The organism is Streptomyces sp. NPDC048461 (assembly GCF_055587105.1).
In genome coordinates, this window is sequence record NZ_JBVJGW010000014.1 from 151708 (window position 1) to 167739 (window position 16032).

The following is a 16032-nucleotide window of genomic DNA, read 5'->3' on the forward strand; positions in this document are numbered from 1 at the left end:
CCCCGTACCCGGGGTGGTGCTGCGTGCGGCGGGTCCGTCAGGACGCGACGCGGGGTTCGTGGGTGATCTCGACGTCGCCGGAGTCGCCGAAGGTCAGGCGGCAGGTGTCCGCGCGGTAGGTGGCCACGGACACGGCGGCCGTCCCCGCCGCGGTGAAGTAGCGGGTGGTGACCAGCAGCACCGGGGCGCCGGGCAGGCGGTCGAGTTCGCGGGCGTCGTCCGCGCGGGCCGAGCCGAGCTCCACCGAACGGTCCTGGCCGTCGAGGACCAGCCGCTGGAGTTCGCGCAGGACGGCGCGGGCGCGGGCCGGTCCGGCCGGGGCCTCGATGGCGGGCAGTCCGGGCACGGAGGCGGCCGGGACGTACAGCAGCTCGGCGGCGACGACCTGACCCTGGGTGACCCGGGTGCGGCGCACGGTCTGGACGGGCTCGTCGGCGGCGAAGCCCGCGCCACCGGCGGCGCCGGTGCGCAGCAGGGCGAGGACGGCGGCGGGCGGCAGGCCCTCGACCGCGTCCACCGGCTCCCAGCCGTCGACGCTCTCGCCGGGCCAGCTGTGCTGCGTGCTGCCGACGGCGACGCCGACGCGCGGCGGGGCGACCGTGGTGCCGACGCCGCGGCGCCGCTGCAGGCGCCCCTCGAGCTCCAGCTGTTCCAGCGCCTGGCGCAGGGTCGCGCGGGCCACTCCGAAGCGAGCCGCGAGCTCGCGCTCGTTCGGCAGGACCTCGCCGACGGCGAAGTCCTGGTCGAGCGCTTCGCTGAGGACGGTCTTAAGGTGCCAGTACTTCGGCTCCGGCACCGTTTCGAGCTGCGTGGTCCCCACCCTGACTCCTCCTGCCATCGCTGCCCTCGCCGTGTGATCCAGCGGCAGTTCCGCGCCTTTGTTTATTAAAGGTTCCTGCACTATCCCTGCGACGATAGGACGGCACACCCCCTTGGTCAAGACCAATGCTCATCCCTTGCCGGGCAGATCGGGCATACGTATCAAGCCGTTCACGGGATGTTCTCGTACGCACAGAAGGCTTGTAGTCAAGGGCTACCGGGCGGTAGTCATGGCAGTGGCACTACTGACAGCCCGTCTCATTCGGCGCCCGTCCCGCGGGCGCCCGCCCGACGAGGAGCAGCATGACCGCCACGGTCTCCTTCACGATCGACACGCCGCTGGGCCCGCGCACCACCACCGTCGCCTACGAACGCAAAGGCGCCGGCGAACCGCTCCTCCTGCTGCACGGCATCGGCCACCACCTCCAGGCCTGGCACCCGGTGAGCGACATCCTCGCCGCCGAGTACGACGTGATCGCCGTCGACCTGCCCGGCTTCGGCACCTCGGAGCCGCTGCCCGAGGGGGTTGCGTACGACCTGGGCACCGTCGCGCCCGCGCTCGGCGCGCTCTGCACCGCGCTGGGCGTCGAGCGCCCGCACGTCGCGGGCAACTCCCTCGGCGGTCTGCTCGCGCTGGAGATGGCCCGCAGCGGCCTCGTCCGCTCGGTCACCGCCCTGTCCCCCGCCGGGTTCTGGACCGAGGGCGAGCGCCGCTACGCCTTCGCCGCCCTCCTCGCGATGCGCGCCGGGGCCAGGGCGCTGCCGCGTCCCGCGCTGGAGCGGCTCTCGCGCACCGCCGCCGGGCGGGCCGCGCTCACCGGGAGCATCTACGCGCGCCCGGGCCGCCGTTCGCCGCGGGCCGTGGTCGAGGAGACCCTCGCCCTGCGCGACGCCACCGGGTTCGAGGCGACCCTGGCCGCCGGCGGCTCCGTACGCTTCACCGCGGACGTGCCCGGGCTGCCGATCACGATCGCCTGGGGCGCCCGCGACCGGCTGCTGCTGCGCCGCCAGGGGATCCGGGCCAAGCAGACCCTCCCGGGCGCCCGGCTGATCCGGCTCCCGGGCTGCGGGCACGTCCCGATGAACGACGATCCGGCCCTGGTCGCGCGGGTGGTCCTGGACACCGCCCGCAGCACCCGCCTCCCGGCCGTCGAGGCGGCCGCCTGAACCGTCGGCCGCCCGGCGGCCGCGACCGCCGCCCGAGCAGGCACCCTAGCCGCGGTCCGGCAGGCACCCGAGCACGCCCCCGAGCCGCCGCCCCCGCCGCGCCTCCCCGGGGCCGACTCGCTGACGGTTGTTCATCCGCGGTTCGCGCGGCCGACGCGGCCGGGCCGGTGTGCGGCGGCACGCTGGTCCGGCCCCGCCCCGCCGGCCCCCGGAGACCCACCGATGGCACCGACGCCGCACACCCGCCGCTCCCTCCTCGGGGGTTCCCTCGCCCTCTCCTCCGCGCTGCTCGCCGCGCCCGTCCTGGCCGTCCCGGCGCTCGCCGCCGCACCGGCCTTCACCCGCTCCGGCCGGCCGCAGGCCTTCTGGGGCGTCCAGTCCGGCGAGGTCACCGCCCACGCGGCCACCGTCTGGACCCGCTCCGACCGCCCGGCCCGGATGTACGTCGACACCTCCCCGAGCGAGTCCTTCCGGTACGCCGTACGCCGCCACCGGGGCCCGCTGCTCGGCCCGGCCGGGGACTTCACCGGGACCACCGTCCTGCGCGACCTGCCCCCGGGGCAGCAGATCCACTACCGGGTCGTGCTGGCCGACCCCGACGACCCCCGCCGCACCTCGGAGCCGGTGCACGGCGCGTTCCGCACCACCCCCGTCTCCCGGCGCGACGACGTGCGCTTCCTCTGGTCCGGGGACCTGGCGGGCCAGGGCTGGGGCATCAACCCCGACCTCGGCGGATACCGCGTCTTCGAGGAGATGCGGCTGCGCGACCCCGACTTCTTCCTGTTCAGCGGGGACACGATCTACGCGGACGGCCCGATCCAGCCCACCGCGACGCTGCGCGACGGCACCCTGTGGCGCAACGTCACCACCGAGGAGAAGGCGAAGGTGGCCGAGACCCTCGCCGAGTTCCGCGGGAACTTCCGCTACAACCTGCTCGACGGCAGCCTGCGCGGCTTCAACGCCCAGGTCCCGGTGCTCGCGCAGTGGGACGACCACGAGGTCCGCAACAACTGGTACCCGGGCCAGCTGATCGACGACCCCCGCTACACCGTCAAGGACGTCGACACCCTGGCCCGCCGCGCGCGCAGGGCCTTCGGCGAGTACTTCCCCGTGACCGACCTGCGCGGGGGCCGCACCGAGGGCCGCATGTACCGGGTGATGCGGTACGGGCCGCTGCTCGACGTGTTCGTGCTCGACATGCGCACCCACCGCAACGCCAACTCCCCGGGCCGCGGGACCGACGATCCCGTGGGCATCCTGGGCTCCGAGCAGCTGGTGTGGCTCAAGCGCGAGCTGTCCCGTTCCCGCGCCACCTGGAAGGTCATCGCCTCCGACATGCCGCTGGGGATCGTCGTCCCCGACGGTGCGACCGACTTCGAGGCCGTCGCCCAGGGCGACCCCGGCGCCCCGCTCGGCCGCGAGCTCCAGATCGCCGAACTCCTGCGCCACATCAAGCACCAGCGCATCACCGGCACCGTCTGGCTCACCGCCGACGTCCACTACACCGCCGCGAACCACTACGCGCCCGAACGGGCCGCCTTCGGCGACTTCGCGCCGTTCTGGGAGTTCGTATCCGGTCCGATCGGCGCCGGCGGATTCCCGGCCGGGCGCCTCGACGCCACCTTCGGGCCGCGGACCGCGTACGTCCAGTCCGCTCCGGTGGCGAACATGTCCCCGTCCGAGAACCCCGCGTACTACGGCGAGGTCGACATCGACGGCGGCAGCGGGGACCTGACGGTCCGGCTGCGGCGCCAGGGAGGCGGCGTACTGTTCACCCAGACGCTCCGGCCCGGTCAGGTGGGCCAGTAGCGGGCCCCGCGGCGGCACTTCCCGGCGCCGCCCGCCCGTAGGCGCCGCCCGTCCCGCCCCGCCCCGTCCCTCGCGGACGTATACCTTCCGAATTCCGGAAATGAACTGGAAAACCGGATGGAATCGGCCAGATCGATACTTAACCAGTCGGTCACAGATCGTTCGTGATCACGCAACACCCCTGGGCCACAGTGGCGTGCATGACTGACCGTGCGCATGCCCCCGCCCAGCGTTCCCACCGCCACCACTGGCGCCGCGACGTCGTCGAACTGGCCGCGCTCTTCTGCGCCGTCGCGGTCGCCGACGCCATCGCCAATCTCGTCGTGCACGCCCCGAGGGGCCCCGTCCTGCTGGTCGCCTCGGCCGTGGCACTGCTGTTCACCGCGGCCTTCCACACCTGGTGGGCCCGGCGCCACAGCCATGCGCCGCCGCCGGCCGACACCGCCCCCGGCGATCCGGCGGCCACCGCCGGGGCGGGCGGCAAGCCGACGGCGGCCCCCGCCCCCGCCCTGTGGCGGATGCGGACGACCGTACGGGACGAGCCCGGCTCGCTGGCGGCGCTCTGCACCGCCCTCGCCCGCAACAGCGTGGACATCCTGACCCTCCAGACGCACCCGCTCCCCGAGGGCGGCACCGTCGACGAGTTCCTGCTGCGCGCCCCGCAGGCGCTGCCCTCCGCCGACCTCACCCGCGCCGTCGCCCGCGCCGGCGGCCACAGCACCTGGATCGAGCGGGCCGACGCCCACGACCTCGTCGACACCCCCACCCGCGTCCTGGGCCTGGCCACCCGCACCGCGCTGGACGCCGCCGAGCTCCCCCTCGCGCTGCGCCAGCTGCTCGGCCGCTGCACGATCCACTCGATCCCCGCGACCACCCTCTCCGGCCGCCCCAACGCGGGCGCCGACGCCCCCGTCGAAGGGGTCCTGGAGGCCACGGTGATGCGGCTGCGCGATCCCTCCGGCGGCGCGATCACCGTGGAGCGGCCGTACCTGCCGTTCACTCCCACCGAGTTCGCCCGCGCCCGGGCCCTCGTCGAGCTCGACGCCCGGCTCGGCCCCCGCGTCCCGCGCAGCCAGGACGTGCTGACCCTGCCCGAGGGCAACGAGATCACTGTGCGCCGCGCCGACGGCTCCGACCTCCCGGCCGCCCGTGCCATGCACGACCGCTGCTCGGACCGGACCCTGTCACTGCGCTACCACGGGCCCGTCGCCGACGCCGACCGCTACCTCGGCCACCTGCTGAGCCCGCGCTTCGGGCGCACCCTCGCCGCCACCACCGCCTCCGGCCGGCTCGTCGCCCTCGGCCACCTGCTGTGGGACGGCGACGAGACCGAGGTGGCGCTGCTCATCGAGGACGACTGGCAGCGCCGGGGCATCGGCTCCGAACTGCTGCGCCGGCTGATCGCGATGGCCGTGGAGGCCCGGTGCGACAGCGTGTACGCCGTCACCCAGGCCTCCAACACCGGCATGGTCGCCGCCATGCGCGGCCTGGGGCTCCCCCTCGACTACCAGATCGAGGAGGGCACCCTGGTGATCACGGCCCGGCTGGACGCCGCCCGGGTCAGTTCGCGGCCGCCGCACGAGCCGCCGCCCGCACGGCACTCGTACGGGGAGCTGCGATCGGAGCGGACGCAGGGGTAACGGAAGCAGCCGCACCCGCGCCGAGGGCCTGGTCCAGATCGGCCCACAGGTCGTCCACGTCCTCCAGCCCGACCGACATCCGCAGCAGCCGGTCGCTCACGCCGGAGGAGTGCCGGTCGCCCTCGGCGACGATCCGGTGGCTGATGGAGGCCGGGTGCTGGATCAGGCTGTCCACGCTGCCGAGGCTGACCGCCGGGGTGATCAGGCGTACGGCGCCGATCACCTCGTGCGGGTCCCCGCTGGTCTCGAAGGCGACCATGGCCCCGCCGATCCGCGGGTAGTGCACCCGCTCCACCCGCGGGTCGTCCGCCAGGCGGCGGGCCAGTTCGGCGGCGCTCGCGGAAGCCGCCCGGACCCGGACCGGAAGCGTCGAGAGGCCGCGCAGGAGCAGGTACGCGGCCAGCGGGTGCAGGACGCCTCCGGTCGCGAACCGGACCTGGCGGAGCTTGCGGGCGAAGTCCTCGTCGCAGGCGACGATCCCGCCGAGCACGTCGCCGTGGCCGCCCAGGTACTTGGTGGCGCTGTGCAGGACCAGCCGGGCCCCGCTCTCGGCGGGCCGCTGGAGCACCGGGGTGGCGAAGGTGTTGTCGACCAGCAGCGGCACCTCCCCGCAGGAGTGGGCGGCGGCCCGCAGGTCGATCTCCGCGAGGGTCGGGTTGGCCGGGGACTCGATCATGACCAGCCCCGTGTCCGGGCGGATGGCGTCCGCGATGCCCGCCGGGTCCACCCAGGTGACCTCGGTGCCGAGCAGCCCGCTGCCGAGCAGGTGGTCGCTGCACCCGTAGAGCGGGCGTACGGCGACCACGTGCCGCAGACCCATGGCGCCGCGCACCAGGAGGGTGGCGGTCAGGGCGGCCATGCCGCTGGCGAAGGCGACGGCGCTCTCCGTGCCCTCCAGGCGGGCCAGGGCCGTCTCGAAGCGGGCGGTGGTCGGGTTGTCGAGGCGCGAGTAGACCGGCGGGCCCTCGGGGCGGGCCCCGGTGGTGGCGAACTCGTCGATACGAGCGGCCTCCGCCCGGCTGTCGTACGACGGGTAGGTCGTCGACAGGTCGAGCGGAGGCGCGTGCAGCCCGAGCCGCGCGAGGTCCTCGCGTCCGGCGTGCACTGCTTCGGTGGCCAGCGACCGTCGTGCGGTCTGGGCGTTCGTCTCCATGCCCGGTACTGTGCGCGGTCGACCGGCGATGACGGGAAAATGCCGTGCTACGTTCGGCCAATGTCCGATTCCGTTGCTTTGGATCCGACCGATCTGCAGATTCTGCGGCTCCTGCAGAACGACGCCCGGACCACCTACCGCGACCTCGCCGCCGAGGTCGGCATCGCCGCGTCCACCTGTCTGGACCGGGTCGCGCGGATGCGCCGCTCCGGGATCATCCTCGGGAACCGGCTGCGGCTCGACCCGGCGAAGCTCGGGCGCGGCCTGGAGGCGCTGCTCCTGGTCCAGGTGCGCCCGCACCGGCGCGAGCTGATCGGGCCCTTCGTGGACCGGGTGCGCTCGCTGCCCGCCTCCCGCGCCGTCTTCCACCTCACCGGACCCGACGACTACCTGGTGCACGTCGCGGTCGCCGACCCGGGTGAGCTCCAGCGGCTGGTCCTCGACGAGTTCACCTCGCGGCGCGAGGTCGCGCGGGTGGAAACCCGGCTGATCTTCCAGGAATGGGACTGCGGGCCGCTGCTGCCGCCCACGTCCGCGGGCTGAGGAACGGGCGCGGTGATAACGGGCGCGGTGATGACGCGGCGGCGCCCCCCGTACGAAGATGGCGGCATGTCAGAGATCTTGCAGAACGACAGTGCCGCGCGACTGCCCCGCCAGGTGGCCGACGCGTACGTCGACGACCTCATCGCCATCGACCCGATCGCCGGCACCTACCTCGGTGTCGCCTCCAGTTCCGGCAGCCTCCCGGACTACTCCCCGGCCGGCCGGGCCGCCGCCGCCGAGCTGTCCCGCAGGACCCTCGCCCTCCTGGACGCCGCCGAGCGGCTGCCCGGCGGCGACAGCGACGCCGAGCGCCGTTGCGCCCGCCTGCTGCGCGAGCGGCTGACCGCCGAACTCGCGGTCCACGAGGCCGACGAGGACCTGTGCGCGGTCAGCAACATCCACAGCCCCGTCCACTCCGTCCGCGAGGTCTTCACCCTCACCCCCGCCGAGACCGACGAGGACTGGGCGGCGATCACCGAGCGGCTGCGCGCCGTCCCGGCCGCCCTCGCCGGCTACCGCGAGAGCCTCGGACTCGGCCTGGAACGAGGCCTGTACGGCGGCCCGCGCCCGACGGCCACCTTCATCGAGCAGCTCGGCACCTGGGCCGGGGACGCGGGCGCCGAGCCCGGCTTCTTCGAGGAGTTCGCCTCCCGCGGCCCGGACTCGCTGCGCGCGGGCCTGGACGGGGCGGCCGCGGAGGCGACCGCCGCCCTGCGCTCGCTGCGCGACTGGATGCGCGACGTGTACGCCCCGGCCGCCGAGGGCCGGCCCGACACGGTGGGCCGCGAGCGCTACGCCCGCTGGTCGCGGTTCTTCAACGGCACGGACCTCGACCTGGACGAGGCGTACGCCTACGGCTGGTCGGAGTACCACCGGCTGCTCGCCGAGATGAAGACCGAGGCGGCCAAGATCCTTCCGGGCGCGGGCCCCTGGGAGGCGCTGGCGCACCTGGACGAGCACGGCACCCACATCGAGGGGGTGGACGAGGTCCGGGACTGGCTCCAGGGCCTGATGGACGAGGCCGTCGAGAACCTCGACGGCACGCACTTCGAACTCGCCGACCGGGTCAAGAAGGTGGAGTCGAGGATCGCCCCGCCGGGCGGCGCCGCGGCTCCCTACTACACCAGCCCCTCGGAGGACTTCTCCCGGCCGGGCCGCACCTGGCTGCCCACCATGGGGCAGACCCGCTTCCCCGTCTACGACCTGGTCTCCACCTGGTACCACGAGGGCGTTCCGGGCCACCACCTCCAGCTCGCGCAGTGGACGCACGTGGCGGACCGGCTCTCGCGCTACCAGGCCACCATCGGCATCGTCAGCGCCAACGCCGAGGGCTGGGCGCTGTACGCGGAGCGGCTGATGGACGAGCTGGGCTACCTCAAGGACGCCGAACAGCGCCTGGGGTACCTGGACTGCCAGATGATGCGTGCGGCGCGGGTCATCGTCGACATCGGCATGCACCTGGAGCTGCCCATCCCGGCGGACTCCCCGTTCCACCCGGGCGAGACCTGGACGGTGGACCTCGCGCAGGAGTTCTTCGGCCTGCACAGCGGCCGCCCGGCGGACTTCGTGGAGAGCGAGCTGACCCGGTACCTGTCGATGCCGGGGCAGGCGATCGGGTACAAGCTGGGCGAGCGCGCCTGGCTGCTGGGCCGGGACAACGCCCGTGCCGCGCACGGTGATTCCTTCGACCTGAAGGCCTGGCACATGGCGGCCCTCTCGCAGGGATCGCTGGGGCTGGACGACCTGGTGGACGAACTGTCCAAGCTCTGACGGCTCCCGGCTCCCGGCTCCCGGCCAACAGCCCACGGCCCCGGCCCCCGCCCGGAGCCGGCCACGGCCGCCGCCCGCGCCGCGGGAACGGGCCGCTCCCTCGTGCGGCCCGTTCCCCCGTCCGCCCGGTTCGGCCTCAGCAGCCGCAGTCGCCCGAGTCGGTGGGGGCGGTGAGCGGGTCGGCTCCGGCGCGCCGCTCGCTGCCCTGCCAGGTCTCCACCTCGAAGCCCTCGCGGATCCAGTACTCGATGCCGCCGAGCATCTCCTTGACCCGGAAGCCCCGTTCGGCCAGGGCGAGCGCCGAACGGGCGCCGCCGTTGCAGCCGGGTCCCCAGCAGTACGTCACCACGGGCAGGTTCCGGTCGAGGAGCAGCTCGGCCCGCTCGGGGACCAGCGCGGTGGGCAGGTGGACCGCGCCGGGCACGTGCGCCTGGTCCCAGGCCGGGGTGGAACGGGAGTCGACGAGCTGGAAGCCGAGCTCCGCACCCTGTCCGCGGTGGGCGGCGAAGGCCGCGGCGACGTCGGACACGTCCGCGTGGAAGGCGAGGCTCGCGGCGAAGTAGGCGGCGGCCGCGGCCGGCGCGGCCGGGGGCACCCGGAGCACGGGGTGGGCGGCAGCAGGGACGGCTGCGTCACGGGTGGCGGTGGTGTCCGGCTCGGTGATCTGCGGGTTCGTCGTCGTCATGGCTCAAAATCTACGAGCGGCCGATCGTCCCGGGAAGTGACATTCCCCGGCCCTTTCCTTGTCCGGCCGGGGAAATCCCTGCTAGACCTGCGGCATGACCGACTATTCCCCGGATGCCACCGACTGGCGCATCCTCGAAGCCCTCCAGCACGACGGCCGTGCCAGTTTCACCGAGCTCGCCCGCACCGTCTCCATGTCCGCGAGCGCCGTCACCGAACGGGTCCGCCGCCTGGAGGAGCTGGGCGTGATCACCGGGTACACGGCGGTGGTGAATCCGGAGCGGCTCGGCAAGTCGATCCTCGCCCTGGTCCGGCTGCGCTACCCGCACGGCAACTACAAGCCGTTCCACGACTTCCTGGACGCCACCCCGGACATCCTGGAGGCCCACCACGTCACCGGCGACGACTGCTTCGTGCTCAAGGTCGCCGCCCGCTCGATGACGCACCTCGAAGAGGTCACGGGCCGGATCTCGGGGCTCGGTTCGGTGACGACGAGCGTCGTGTACTCCTCGCCCCTGCCCCGCCGTCCGCTCAGCCCCTGAGCGGGTCGCCCGGCCTCCGAGCGGGTCGCCCGGCCCCTGAGCTCGGCGGTCAGTCCGTCAGCGCCGCGGTGCGGTGGCGCACGACCGACCCGCCGCGCTGCTTGACGATCTCCAGCTGGGCCTGGACCCGGGTGCGCAGGTCGGCGACGTGGCTGACGATGCCGACGCTGCGGTCGCGCTCCCGCAGCGAGTCGAGGACGTCGAGCACCTCGTCCAGCGCCTGGTCGTCGAGGCTGCCGAAGCCCTCGTCGATGAACAGCGTGTCCAGGCGCATGCCGCCCGCCTCGTCCGTGACCACGTCGGCCAGGCCGAGCGCGAGGGCGAGCGACGCGAAGAACGTCTCGCCCCCGGACAGCGTGGAGGTGTCGCGCTCGCTGCCGGTCCAGGCGTCGACCACGTGCAGGCCGAGGCCCGACCGGCCGCGTCCGCTCGCGCGCGCGTCGGAGTGGACCAGCGTGTAGCGGCCGCCGGACATCCGCAGCAGCCGTACCGTCGCCGCGGCGGCCACCTGCTCCAGGCGGGCGGCGAGGACGTACGCCTCCAGGCGCATCTTGCGCTCGTTGTCGGCGGAGGTGCCCGCGGTGAGCCCGGCCAGCCGGGCGACCCGGTCGTAGGCCTCGCGCAGCGGGCCCAGGGCGCGCAGCTCCTGTTCGGCCCGGTGGGACAGGGCGTCCAGCTCGGCGCACCGGACCCGGGCGGCGTCGTGGGCGGACCCCGCGGTACGGAGCTTCGCCGCGGCCCGCGCCGCGTACGCCTCGGCGGCCTCCGGTGCGGCCGGGGGCAGCGCCGCGGCCTCCGCGGTGCCGGTCTCGCGGCGGCGGTCCGCCAGCATGGCCTCCTCCGCCTGCCAGGCGTCCAGCCGGTGCTGGAGGGCGGTGCGCTCGTACTCGGGGAGCACCGCCTCGGCGGCGGCCTCGACGGTGTCGAACCCGGCCTTGAACGCGGCGTCGGCGAGCTGGTCGTCGGCCTCCTTCAGCCGGGCGGCGGTCGTCTCGGCCCGGCGCAGCGCGCCGGCGGCCGCCGAGACCATCCGGACCCGGTCCTCCAGGGTGCGGGCCCTGGCGGCCACGGTGGGCGCGTCGCCCCGGACCTGGGCGAGCTCCGTCTCCAGGGAGGCCTGCTCCCGGTCCAGGGCCTCGCGGCGCGAGGCCCTGGCGGCGACCCGGCGCTCGGCGTCGAGGCGGTCGGCGCTGCGGGCGGCGTGCTCCCGCTCGGCGCGCGCCAGGTGCTCCCGTGCGGCGTGCAGTCCCGCGGCGGCGGCGTGGGCGGCGGCGTGCCGGGCGCTCAGGTCGCAGACCCGTTCGTCGAGTTCGGCGGTGGTGGCGTCACCGGCGGCGGACGCGGCCCCGGTACGGGCCTCCTCCAGGGCCGCGAGCCGGAGTCCGACGGCGGCCCGGGCCTCCTCGGCCCGCTCGAAGGCGGCGTGGGCGGCGTCCTCGGCGTCCCGGTCGACGTGGCCGGGGGCCGGGCGGGCCGGGGCCGGGTGCGCCGCGGAGCCGCACACGGCGCAGGCTTCCCCGGCGACCAGGGCTTCGGCGAGTTCGGCGGCGATCCCGCGCAGCCGGGCCTCCTTGAGCTCCAGCCAGCGTTCCCGGGCGGCGGCCGACTCCGCGCGCACGGCGAGCAGTTCGTCCTCGGCGCGCCGCGCGTCGGCGGTGAGGGCGTCCCGTTTCCGGGCGGCCTGGAGGCGCTGCCGGGCGGGTTCCAGCCGGCCGGCGAGCTGCTCGGCCAGCGTCGCGGCCTGCTGGGCGGAGTCCACCCGCGCGGCCAGGTCGGCCCGGGTGGTGTCCCAGCGCTCCAGCCACTCGGCGGACTCCTGGTGCTGCTCCTCGGCGGCCCGGGCCTCGCGTTCCAGGTCGGCGCGCTCGCGGCCGATCTCGGCACTGCGCTGCTCGGAGCGCCGGGCGGCGCCGAGCGCGCCGAGGTCCTCGCGCAGCCGCTGCTCCACGGAGGCGAGGTGCTCGGTGCCCGCCTCGGCCAGCGGCGGCGGGAGTTCCGCGCGGGCCGCCGCCTCGGCGTGGGCGGCGCCGAGGTGCGCGGCGGAGGCCGCCCCGCGCAGTTCCAGGGCGGGGGCCACCATGGCGCCGCGCCGGGCCCGGTCGAGGAGGCCGCGTACGCGTTCCCGCTCGGGCCCCGCGTCGGCGAGAGCGGCGGCCCGGAGGGTGGTCTCGGCGTGGCGGCGCTGGAGCCGGTCGAGCTCGCGCGCGTCCTCGGCGGCGCGCCGGGCCGCGGCGTGGCGGCCCTCGACGGCGGCGAGGGCGTACTCGGTGACCGTGAAGCGTTCCCGGGCGGCGCACCGGGCGACGGCGGCCCAGGCGCGGACGGCCGGGGCGAGTCCGGGGTCTCCGGGCTGGTGTCCGGGCAGCGGCCAGTCTCGCAGGTCGGCGCTGTCGCCGGCGGCCTGGGCGAGGCGCTGCGCGGTGTGCAGCACCTTCTCGTCTCCGGCCCGGACCCCGGCCTCGGCGGCCCGGCGCCGTTCGCCGAGCAGGGCTTCGACGGCGGCGAACCGGCGGGTGTCGAAGAGCCGTCCGAGCAGCCGGCCGCGGGCGGCCTCGTCGGCGCGCAGGAACCGGGCGAACTCCCCCTGCGGCAGCAGCACCACCTGGCAGAACTGTTCGCGGCTCATGCCGAGGAGTTGCTCGACCTCCTCGCCGATCTCCTGGTGGGAGCGGCTGAGCGCGTCCCAGCCGTCGGCGGTGTGCTCGCGCAGCCGGCTCTGGGCCTTGTCCTTGGTGGTGCCGGTGCCGCGCTTCTTCGGCCGGTCCTGCTCGGGGCGCCGGGTGATCTCCAGGCGGCGGCCGCCCGCGGTGAGTTCGAGGGTGACCTCGGTGGGGGTCCCGGCGGCGGCGTGGTCGCTGCGCAGGCTGGTGCCGGGGGCCTGGCGGGGGCCGGGCACGGACCCGTAGAGCGCGTAGCAGACGGCGTCGAGGACGGAGGTCTTGCCGGCTCCGGTGGGTCCGTGGAGCAGGAAGATCCCGGCGCCGGAGAGCGCGTCGAAGTCGATCTCCTGGGGTTCGGCGAAGGGACCGAAGGCGGTGACCTTGAGCCGGTGCAGCCTCATCGGTGGGTCTCCCGCAGGCCGTCGTCGACCCGTACGTCGTCGAAGGCGCCCTGGAGCACGGCCCGTTCGGCGTCGTCGGCGCGGCCGCCGCCGCGGACGTGGGCGACGAAGTCCTCGGCGATCTCCTGGTCGCTGCGGCCCTTGAGGCGCTGGGCGTAGGAGACTCCGGGTTCCTCCTCGCGGCCCTCGGGGTCGAAGCCGAGGCTGAGGGTGTGCGGGAAGCGGGTGGCGAGCCGGGCCATGGGGTCGTCGGGGCGGACGGGGTCGGTGAGGACGGCCTCGACCCACGAGTCCTCGTGCGCGCTGTGCGCGGGGTCCTCCAGCAGCTCCTCCAGCCGGCCGCGCAGCCGGCCGAGGGCGCGCGGTACGGGGCTGTCGATCCGCTCGGCGGCGATCTCGCCCCCGGCGCCCAGCTCGATCAGCCACATGGTCTTGCGGTGGTCGGCCTCGGAGAAGGAGTAGGCGAGCGGGGATCCGGAGTACCGGACCCGTTCGCCGATCGTCTGGCAGCCGTGGAGGTGGCCGAGGGCCGCGTAGTCCACGCCGTCGAAGACGGAGGCCGGTACGGCCTCGACCCCGCCGACGGCGATGTCGCGCTCGCTGTCGCTTGCCTGCCCGCCGGTGACGAAGGCATGGGCCAGGACGACGGAGCGGGTGCCGGGCGGCCGGGTGGCCAGGTCGGCCCGGATCCGGTCCATGGCCGCGCCGAGGACGGCCTCGTGGCTGGCCTTGTCCGTACCGAACTGGTCCTTGACCAGCGCCGGTTCCAGGTACGGCAGCCCGTAGAACGCCACCGGGCCGTGTACGTCGGCCAGTACCACGGGGTCGGCGCAGCCGGCCGGGTCGGTCCTGAGGTGGATGCCGGCCCGGTCGATCAGCCCGGCCCCGACGCCGAGGCGGCGTGCGGAGTCGTGGTTGCCGGAGATCATGACGGTGGGCACGCCGAGGTCGGCGAGCCGGTGCAGGGCCCGGTCGTACAGCTCGACGGCGGCGAGAGGGGGCACGGCACGGTCGTAGACGTCGCCGGCGACGAGGAGCGCGTCGACCTCGCGCTCCCGCACGGTCGCGACGAGGTGGTCGACGAAGGCGGCCTGGGCGCCGAGCAGGTTCACGCGGTGGAAGGCCCGGCCGAGGTGCCAGTCGGAGGTGTGCAGAATTCTCAAGATATGGCTCCGACCTGCACTTTTACCGCTCCTCTACCTCCGAACCCAGCACGGAACCAGCACGGGCGCCGCAGTAAGCACCGACCACGCTAGCGCCAGCCGGCACCTGCTCCCTCACGAACCTCAGTCTGCCACCGGCGTCCGGAGTCAGGTGACCACGGAGGTCAGCCCGTGATCTGGATCGCGGCGTGCCCCGGCCATCGGGAAACGTCCGGGAACGACACACCGGCGGCGATGGCGCTGCCGGCAAAGAAGTGACGCGACGCACCGTGTCAGCGGCGCAGGGCCGTCCCGCGCCCGTGCTCGGCGCCAGGCGGGCGTCGGCGCTCATGGCCGCCGCAGTGGGATCGGAATGCCCAGGGGTTCCGTCAGGCGGTCCACCTCCCCACTGCGCTGCCCGCAACCTCGCCGGGGCCAGGGGCAGCCCGCGAAGGCCGGTCTAGGCCGTCTCTTTCGGATCTTGCCGGGCCCGCGACGCCTGGCACCGCGCCTGGCCGCACTGCCGAGGCGACCACGTACGGCCCAGTACGCGAACGCCCCGACAGCACGCCCAGACACGGCACCAGACGCCGCGGGCTCGGCCGACAAGATCCGAAAGAGACGACCTAGAGCCATTTGTTCCGGCGCAGGGCACGGTAGATGATCGTGCAGGCGGTGATCATGAGGGCCCAGACCGCGGGGTAGCCGTAGGGGGAGCCCAGTTCGGGCATGTGCTCGAAGTTCATTCCGTAGACGCCGACGATCATGGTGGGGACGGCGATGAGGGCGGCCCAGGCGCTGATGCGGCGCATGTCGGCGTTCTGCTGGACGCCGAGCTGGGCGATGCTGGCGCTGAGCATGCCGGTGATGAGTTCGTCGAAGGACAGGATCTGCTCGCTCACCCGCTGATGGTGGTCGGCCACGTCCCGGAAGTAGGCGGCGACCTCCTTGGGGACCTGCGGGACGGTGCCTTCGCTGAGGCGCTGGAGCGCCGGCGCCAGGGGCATCACCGCGCGCTTGAATTCGAGGAGTTCACGCTTGAGCTGATAGATGCGGCCGGCGTCAACCGGCCGGTCCGGGGAGAAGACCTCGCTCTCCAGCGTGTCCACATCGCCGGCGAAGGCGTCGGCGACATCGACGTATCGGTCGACGACCATGTCCGCGACGGCGTGCAGGACGGCGGCGGGGCCGCAGCCCAGCTGCTGTGGGTTCTCCTGCAACCGGCGGCGGACATCGTCGAGTGGCGGGGCGCTGCCGTGGCGGACGGTGATCGCGTAGCCGGGTCCGGCGAACACCATGACTTCGCCGGTGTCGACTATCTCGCTCGTCGCGGTGACCTTCTCGTGGTCCACGTAGACGATCGTCTTCAGGACGAGGAACAGCATGTCGTCGTAGCGTTCCAGCTTCGGGCGCTGATGTGCGTGGACAGCGTCCTCCACGGCCAGCGGGTGCAGGCCGAAGGCCTCGGCGACCTCCTGCAGCTGCTCTCCGGTCGGCTCGTACAGGCCGATCCACGCGAAGCAGCCGGCCTTCGGGCCCACACGCTCCATGATCTTGCCGAGCTTCACCTGACCGGGGATACGGTGCCCGTCCTCGTAGAGTGCACAGTCCACCACTGCCGACGGCAGTCCCCCACGCTTGCTGCCGTGCTGCCCCGCGACCATGTACTGCCTCTGTCCTTCGCCCGACGTTCCGGCATGCA

General features: G+C 74.3%; 12 protein-coding genes. 6 read left to right on the forward strand and 6 right to left on the reverse strand.

All coding sequences use genetic code 11. The annotated features are described in order from the left end of the window. Positions 1 to 37: 37 nt before the first annotated feature. Entirely contained in the window at positions 38 to 820 is a 783-nt protein-coding gene (locus ACZ6S8_RS24155) for a GntR family transcriptional regulator (RefSeq protein WP_469458931.1), read from the reverse strand. 302 nt (positions 821 to 1122) lie between these two features. Here ACZ6S8_RS24155 and ACZ6S8_RS24160 point away from each other — a divergent pair, with 302 nt between their 5' ends. The 3 genes from ACZ6S8_RS24160 (at position 1123) to ACZ6S8_RS24170 (ending at position 5435) form a co-directional block, all read left to right on the forward strand. Next, complete coding sequence (locus ACZ6S8_RS24160) at positions 1123 to 1986, forward strand: alpha/beta fold hydrolase (RefSeq protein ID WP_469458933.1); 864 nt, start codon at positions 1123 to 1125, stop codon at positions 1984 to 1986. Positions 1987 to 2208: 222 nt separating this feature from the next. Beyond that, complete coding sequence (locus tag ACZ6S8_RS24165) at positions 2209 to 3795, forward strand: alkaline phosphatase D family protein (protein WP_469458935.1); 1587 nt, start codon at positions 2209 to 2211, stop codon at positions 3793 to 3795. A gap of 200 nt (positions 3796 to 3995) precedes the next feature. Next, positions 3996 to 5435 (forward strand): GNAT family N-acetyltransferase, encoded by a 1440-nt coding sequence (locus ACZ6S8_RS24170; RefSeq protein WP_469458937.1) that lies wholly within the window; start codon positions 3996 to 3998, stop codon positions 5433 to 5435. Here the strand turns inward: ACZ6S8_RS24170 and ACZ6S8_RS24175 are convergent. Further along, on the reverse strand, positions 5356 to 6588 hold the full coding sequence (locus ACZ6S8_RS24175; RefSeq protein WP_469458939.1) for a trans-sulfuration enzyme family protein: 1233 nt from the start codon (positions 6586 to 6588) through the stop codon (positions 5356 to 5358). The two genes, ACZ6S8_RS24170 and ACZ6S8_RS24175, sit on opposite strands and share 80 nt — an antisense overlap. A 60-nt stretch (positions 6589 to 6648) precedes the next feature. Here ACZ6S8_RS24175 and ACZ6S8_RS24180 point away from each other — a divergent pair, with 60 nt between their 5' ends. Continuing rightward, positions 6649 to 7131, forward strand: coding sequence for an Lrp/AsnC family transcriptional regulator (locus ACZ6S8_RS24180; RefSeq protein WP_469458941.1), 483 nt, complete (start codon positions 6649 to 6651; stop codon positions 7129 to 7131). Positions 7132 to 7197: 66 nt separating this feature from the next. After that, positions 7198 to 8901: a DUF885 domain-containing protein gene (locus tag ACZ6S8_RS24185; RefSeq protein ID WP_469458943.1), complete on the forward strand. Its 1704-nt coding sequence runs from the start codon at positions 7198 to 7200 to the stop codon at positions 8899 to 8901. 136 nt (positions 8902 to 9037) lie between these two features. Here the strand turns inward: ACZ6S8_RS24185 and ACZ6S8_RS24190 are convergent, their stop codons facing one another. Then, the gene (locus ACZ6S8_RS24190; protein WP_469458945.1) at positions 9038 to 9586 is read right to left on the reverse strand and encodes a rhodanese-like domain-containing protein; all 549 of its coding nucleotides are present in this window, start codon (positions 9584 to 9586) and stop codon (positions 9038 to 9040) included. A 94-nt stretch (positions 9587 to 9680) separates the two neighbouring features. On the opposite strand from ACZ6S8_RS24190, the gene ACZ6S8_RS24195 reads away from it, so the two are divergent. After that, positions 9681 to 10127, forward strand: a complete 447-nt coding sequence (locus ACZ6S8_RS24195) for an Lrp/AsnC family transcriptional regulator (protein WP_469458947.1) — start codon at positions 9681 to 9683, stop codon at positions 10125 to 10127. Between the two features lie 49 nt (positions 10128 to 10176). Here ACZ6S8_RS24195 and ACZ6S8_RS24200 read toward each other — a convergent pair whose 3' ends face one another. The 3 genes from ACZ6S8_RS24200 to ACZ6S8_RS24210 all read right to left on the reverse strand — a co-directional run bounded on the left by ACZ6S8_RS24200 (position 10177) and on the right by ACZ6S8_RS24210 (position 15898). Beyond that, positions 10177 to 13188, reverse strand: coding sequence for an AAA family ATPase (locus ACZ6S8_RS24200; protein ID WP_469458949.1), 3012 nt, complete (start codon positions 13186 to 13188; stop codon positions 10177 to 10179). Next, positions 13185 to 14351 (reverse strand): exonuclease SbcCD subunit D, encoded by a 1167-nt coding sequence (locus ACZ6S8_RS24205; RefSeq protein WP_469458951.1) that lies wholly within the window; start codon positions 14349 to 14351, stop codon positions 13185 to 13187. The genes ACZ6S8_RS24200 and ACZ6S8_RS24205 overlap by 4 nt, the downstream gene beginning before the upstream one ends. Before the next feature lie 605 nt (positions 14352 to 14956). Next, positions 14957 to 15898, reverse strand: a complete 942-nt coding sequence (locus tag ACZ6S8_RS24210; RefSeq protein WP_469458953.1) for a magnesium and cobalt transport protein CorA — start codon at positions 15896 to 15898, stop codon at positions 14957 to 14959. Positions 15899 to 16032 lie beyond the last annotated feature (134 nt).

Excerpts from the sequence above, each read along its gene's own strand:
- ACZ6S8_RS24180 (WP_469458941.1), top strand. The coding sequence starts at position 6,649 with ATGTCCGATTCCGTTGCTTTGGATCCGACCGATCTGCAGATTCTGCGG.
- ACZ6S8_RS24165 (WP_469458935.1), top strand. The coding sequence starts at position 2,209 with ATGGCACCGACGCCGCACACCCGCCGCTCCCTCCTCGGGGGTTCCCTC.
- ACZ6S8_RS24170 (WP_469458937.1), top strand. The coding sequence starts at position 3,996 with ATGACTGACCGTGCGCATGCCCCCGCCCAGCGTTCCCACCGCCACCAC.
- ACZ6S8_RS24190 (WP_469458945.1), bottom strand. The coding sequence starts at position 9,586 with ATGACGACGACGAACCCGCAGATCACCGAGCCGGACACCACCGCCACC.
- ACZ6S8_RS24195 (WP_469458947.1), top strand. The coding sequence starts at position 9,681 with ATGACCGACTATTCCCCGGATGCCACCGACTGGCGCATCCTCGAAGCC.
- ACZ6S8_RS24200 (WP_469458949.1), bottom strand. The coding sequence starts at position 13,188 with ATGAGGCTGCACCGGCTCAAGGTCACCGCCTTCGGTCCCTTCGCCGAA.
- ACZ6S8_RS24160 (WP_469458933.1), top strand. The coding sequence starts at position 1,123 with ATGACCGCCACGGTCTCCTTCACGATCGACACGCCGCTGGGCCCGCGC.
- ACZ6S8_RS24175 (WP_469458939.1), bottom strand. The coding sequence starts at position 6,588 with ATGGAGACGAACGCCCAGACCGCACGACGGTCGCTGGCCACCGAAGCA.
- ACZ6S8_RS24185 (WP_469458943.1), top strand. The coding sequence starts at position 7,198 with ATGTCAGAGATCTTGCAGAACGACAGTGCCGCGCGACTGCCCCGCCAG.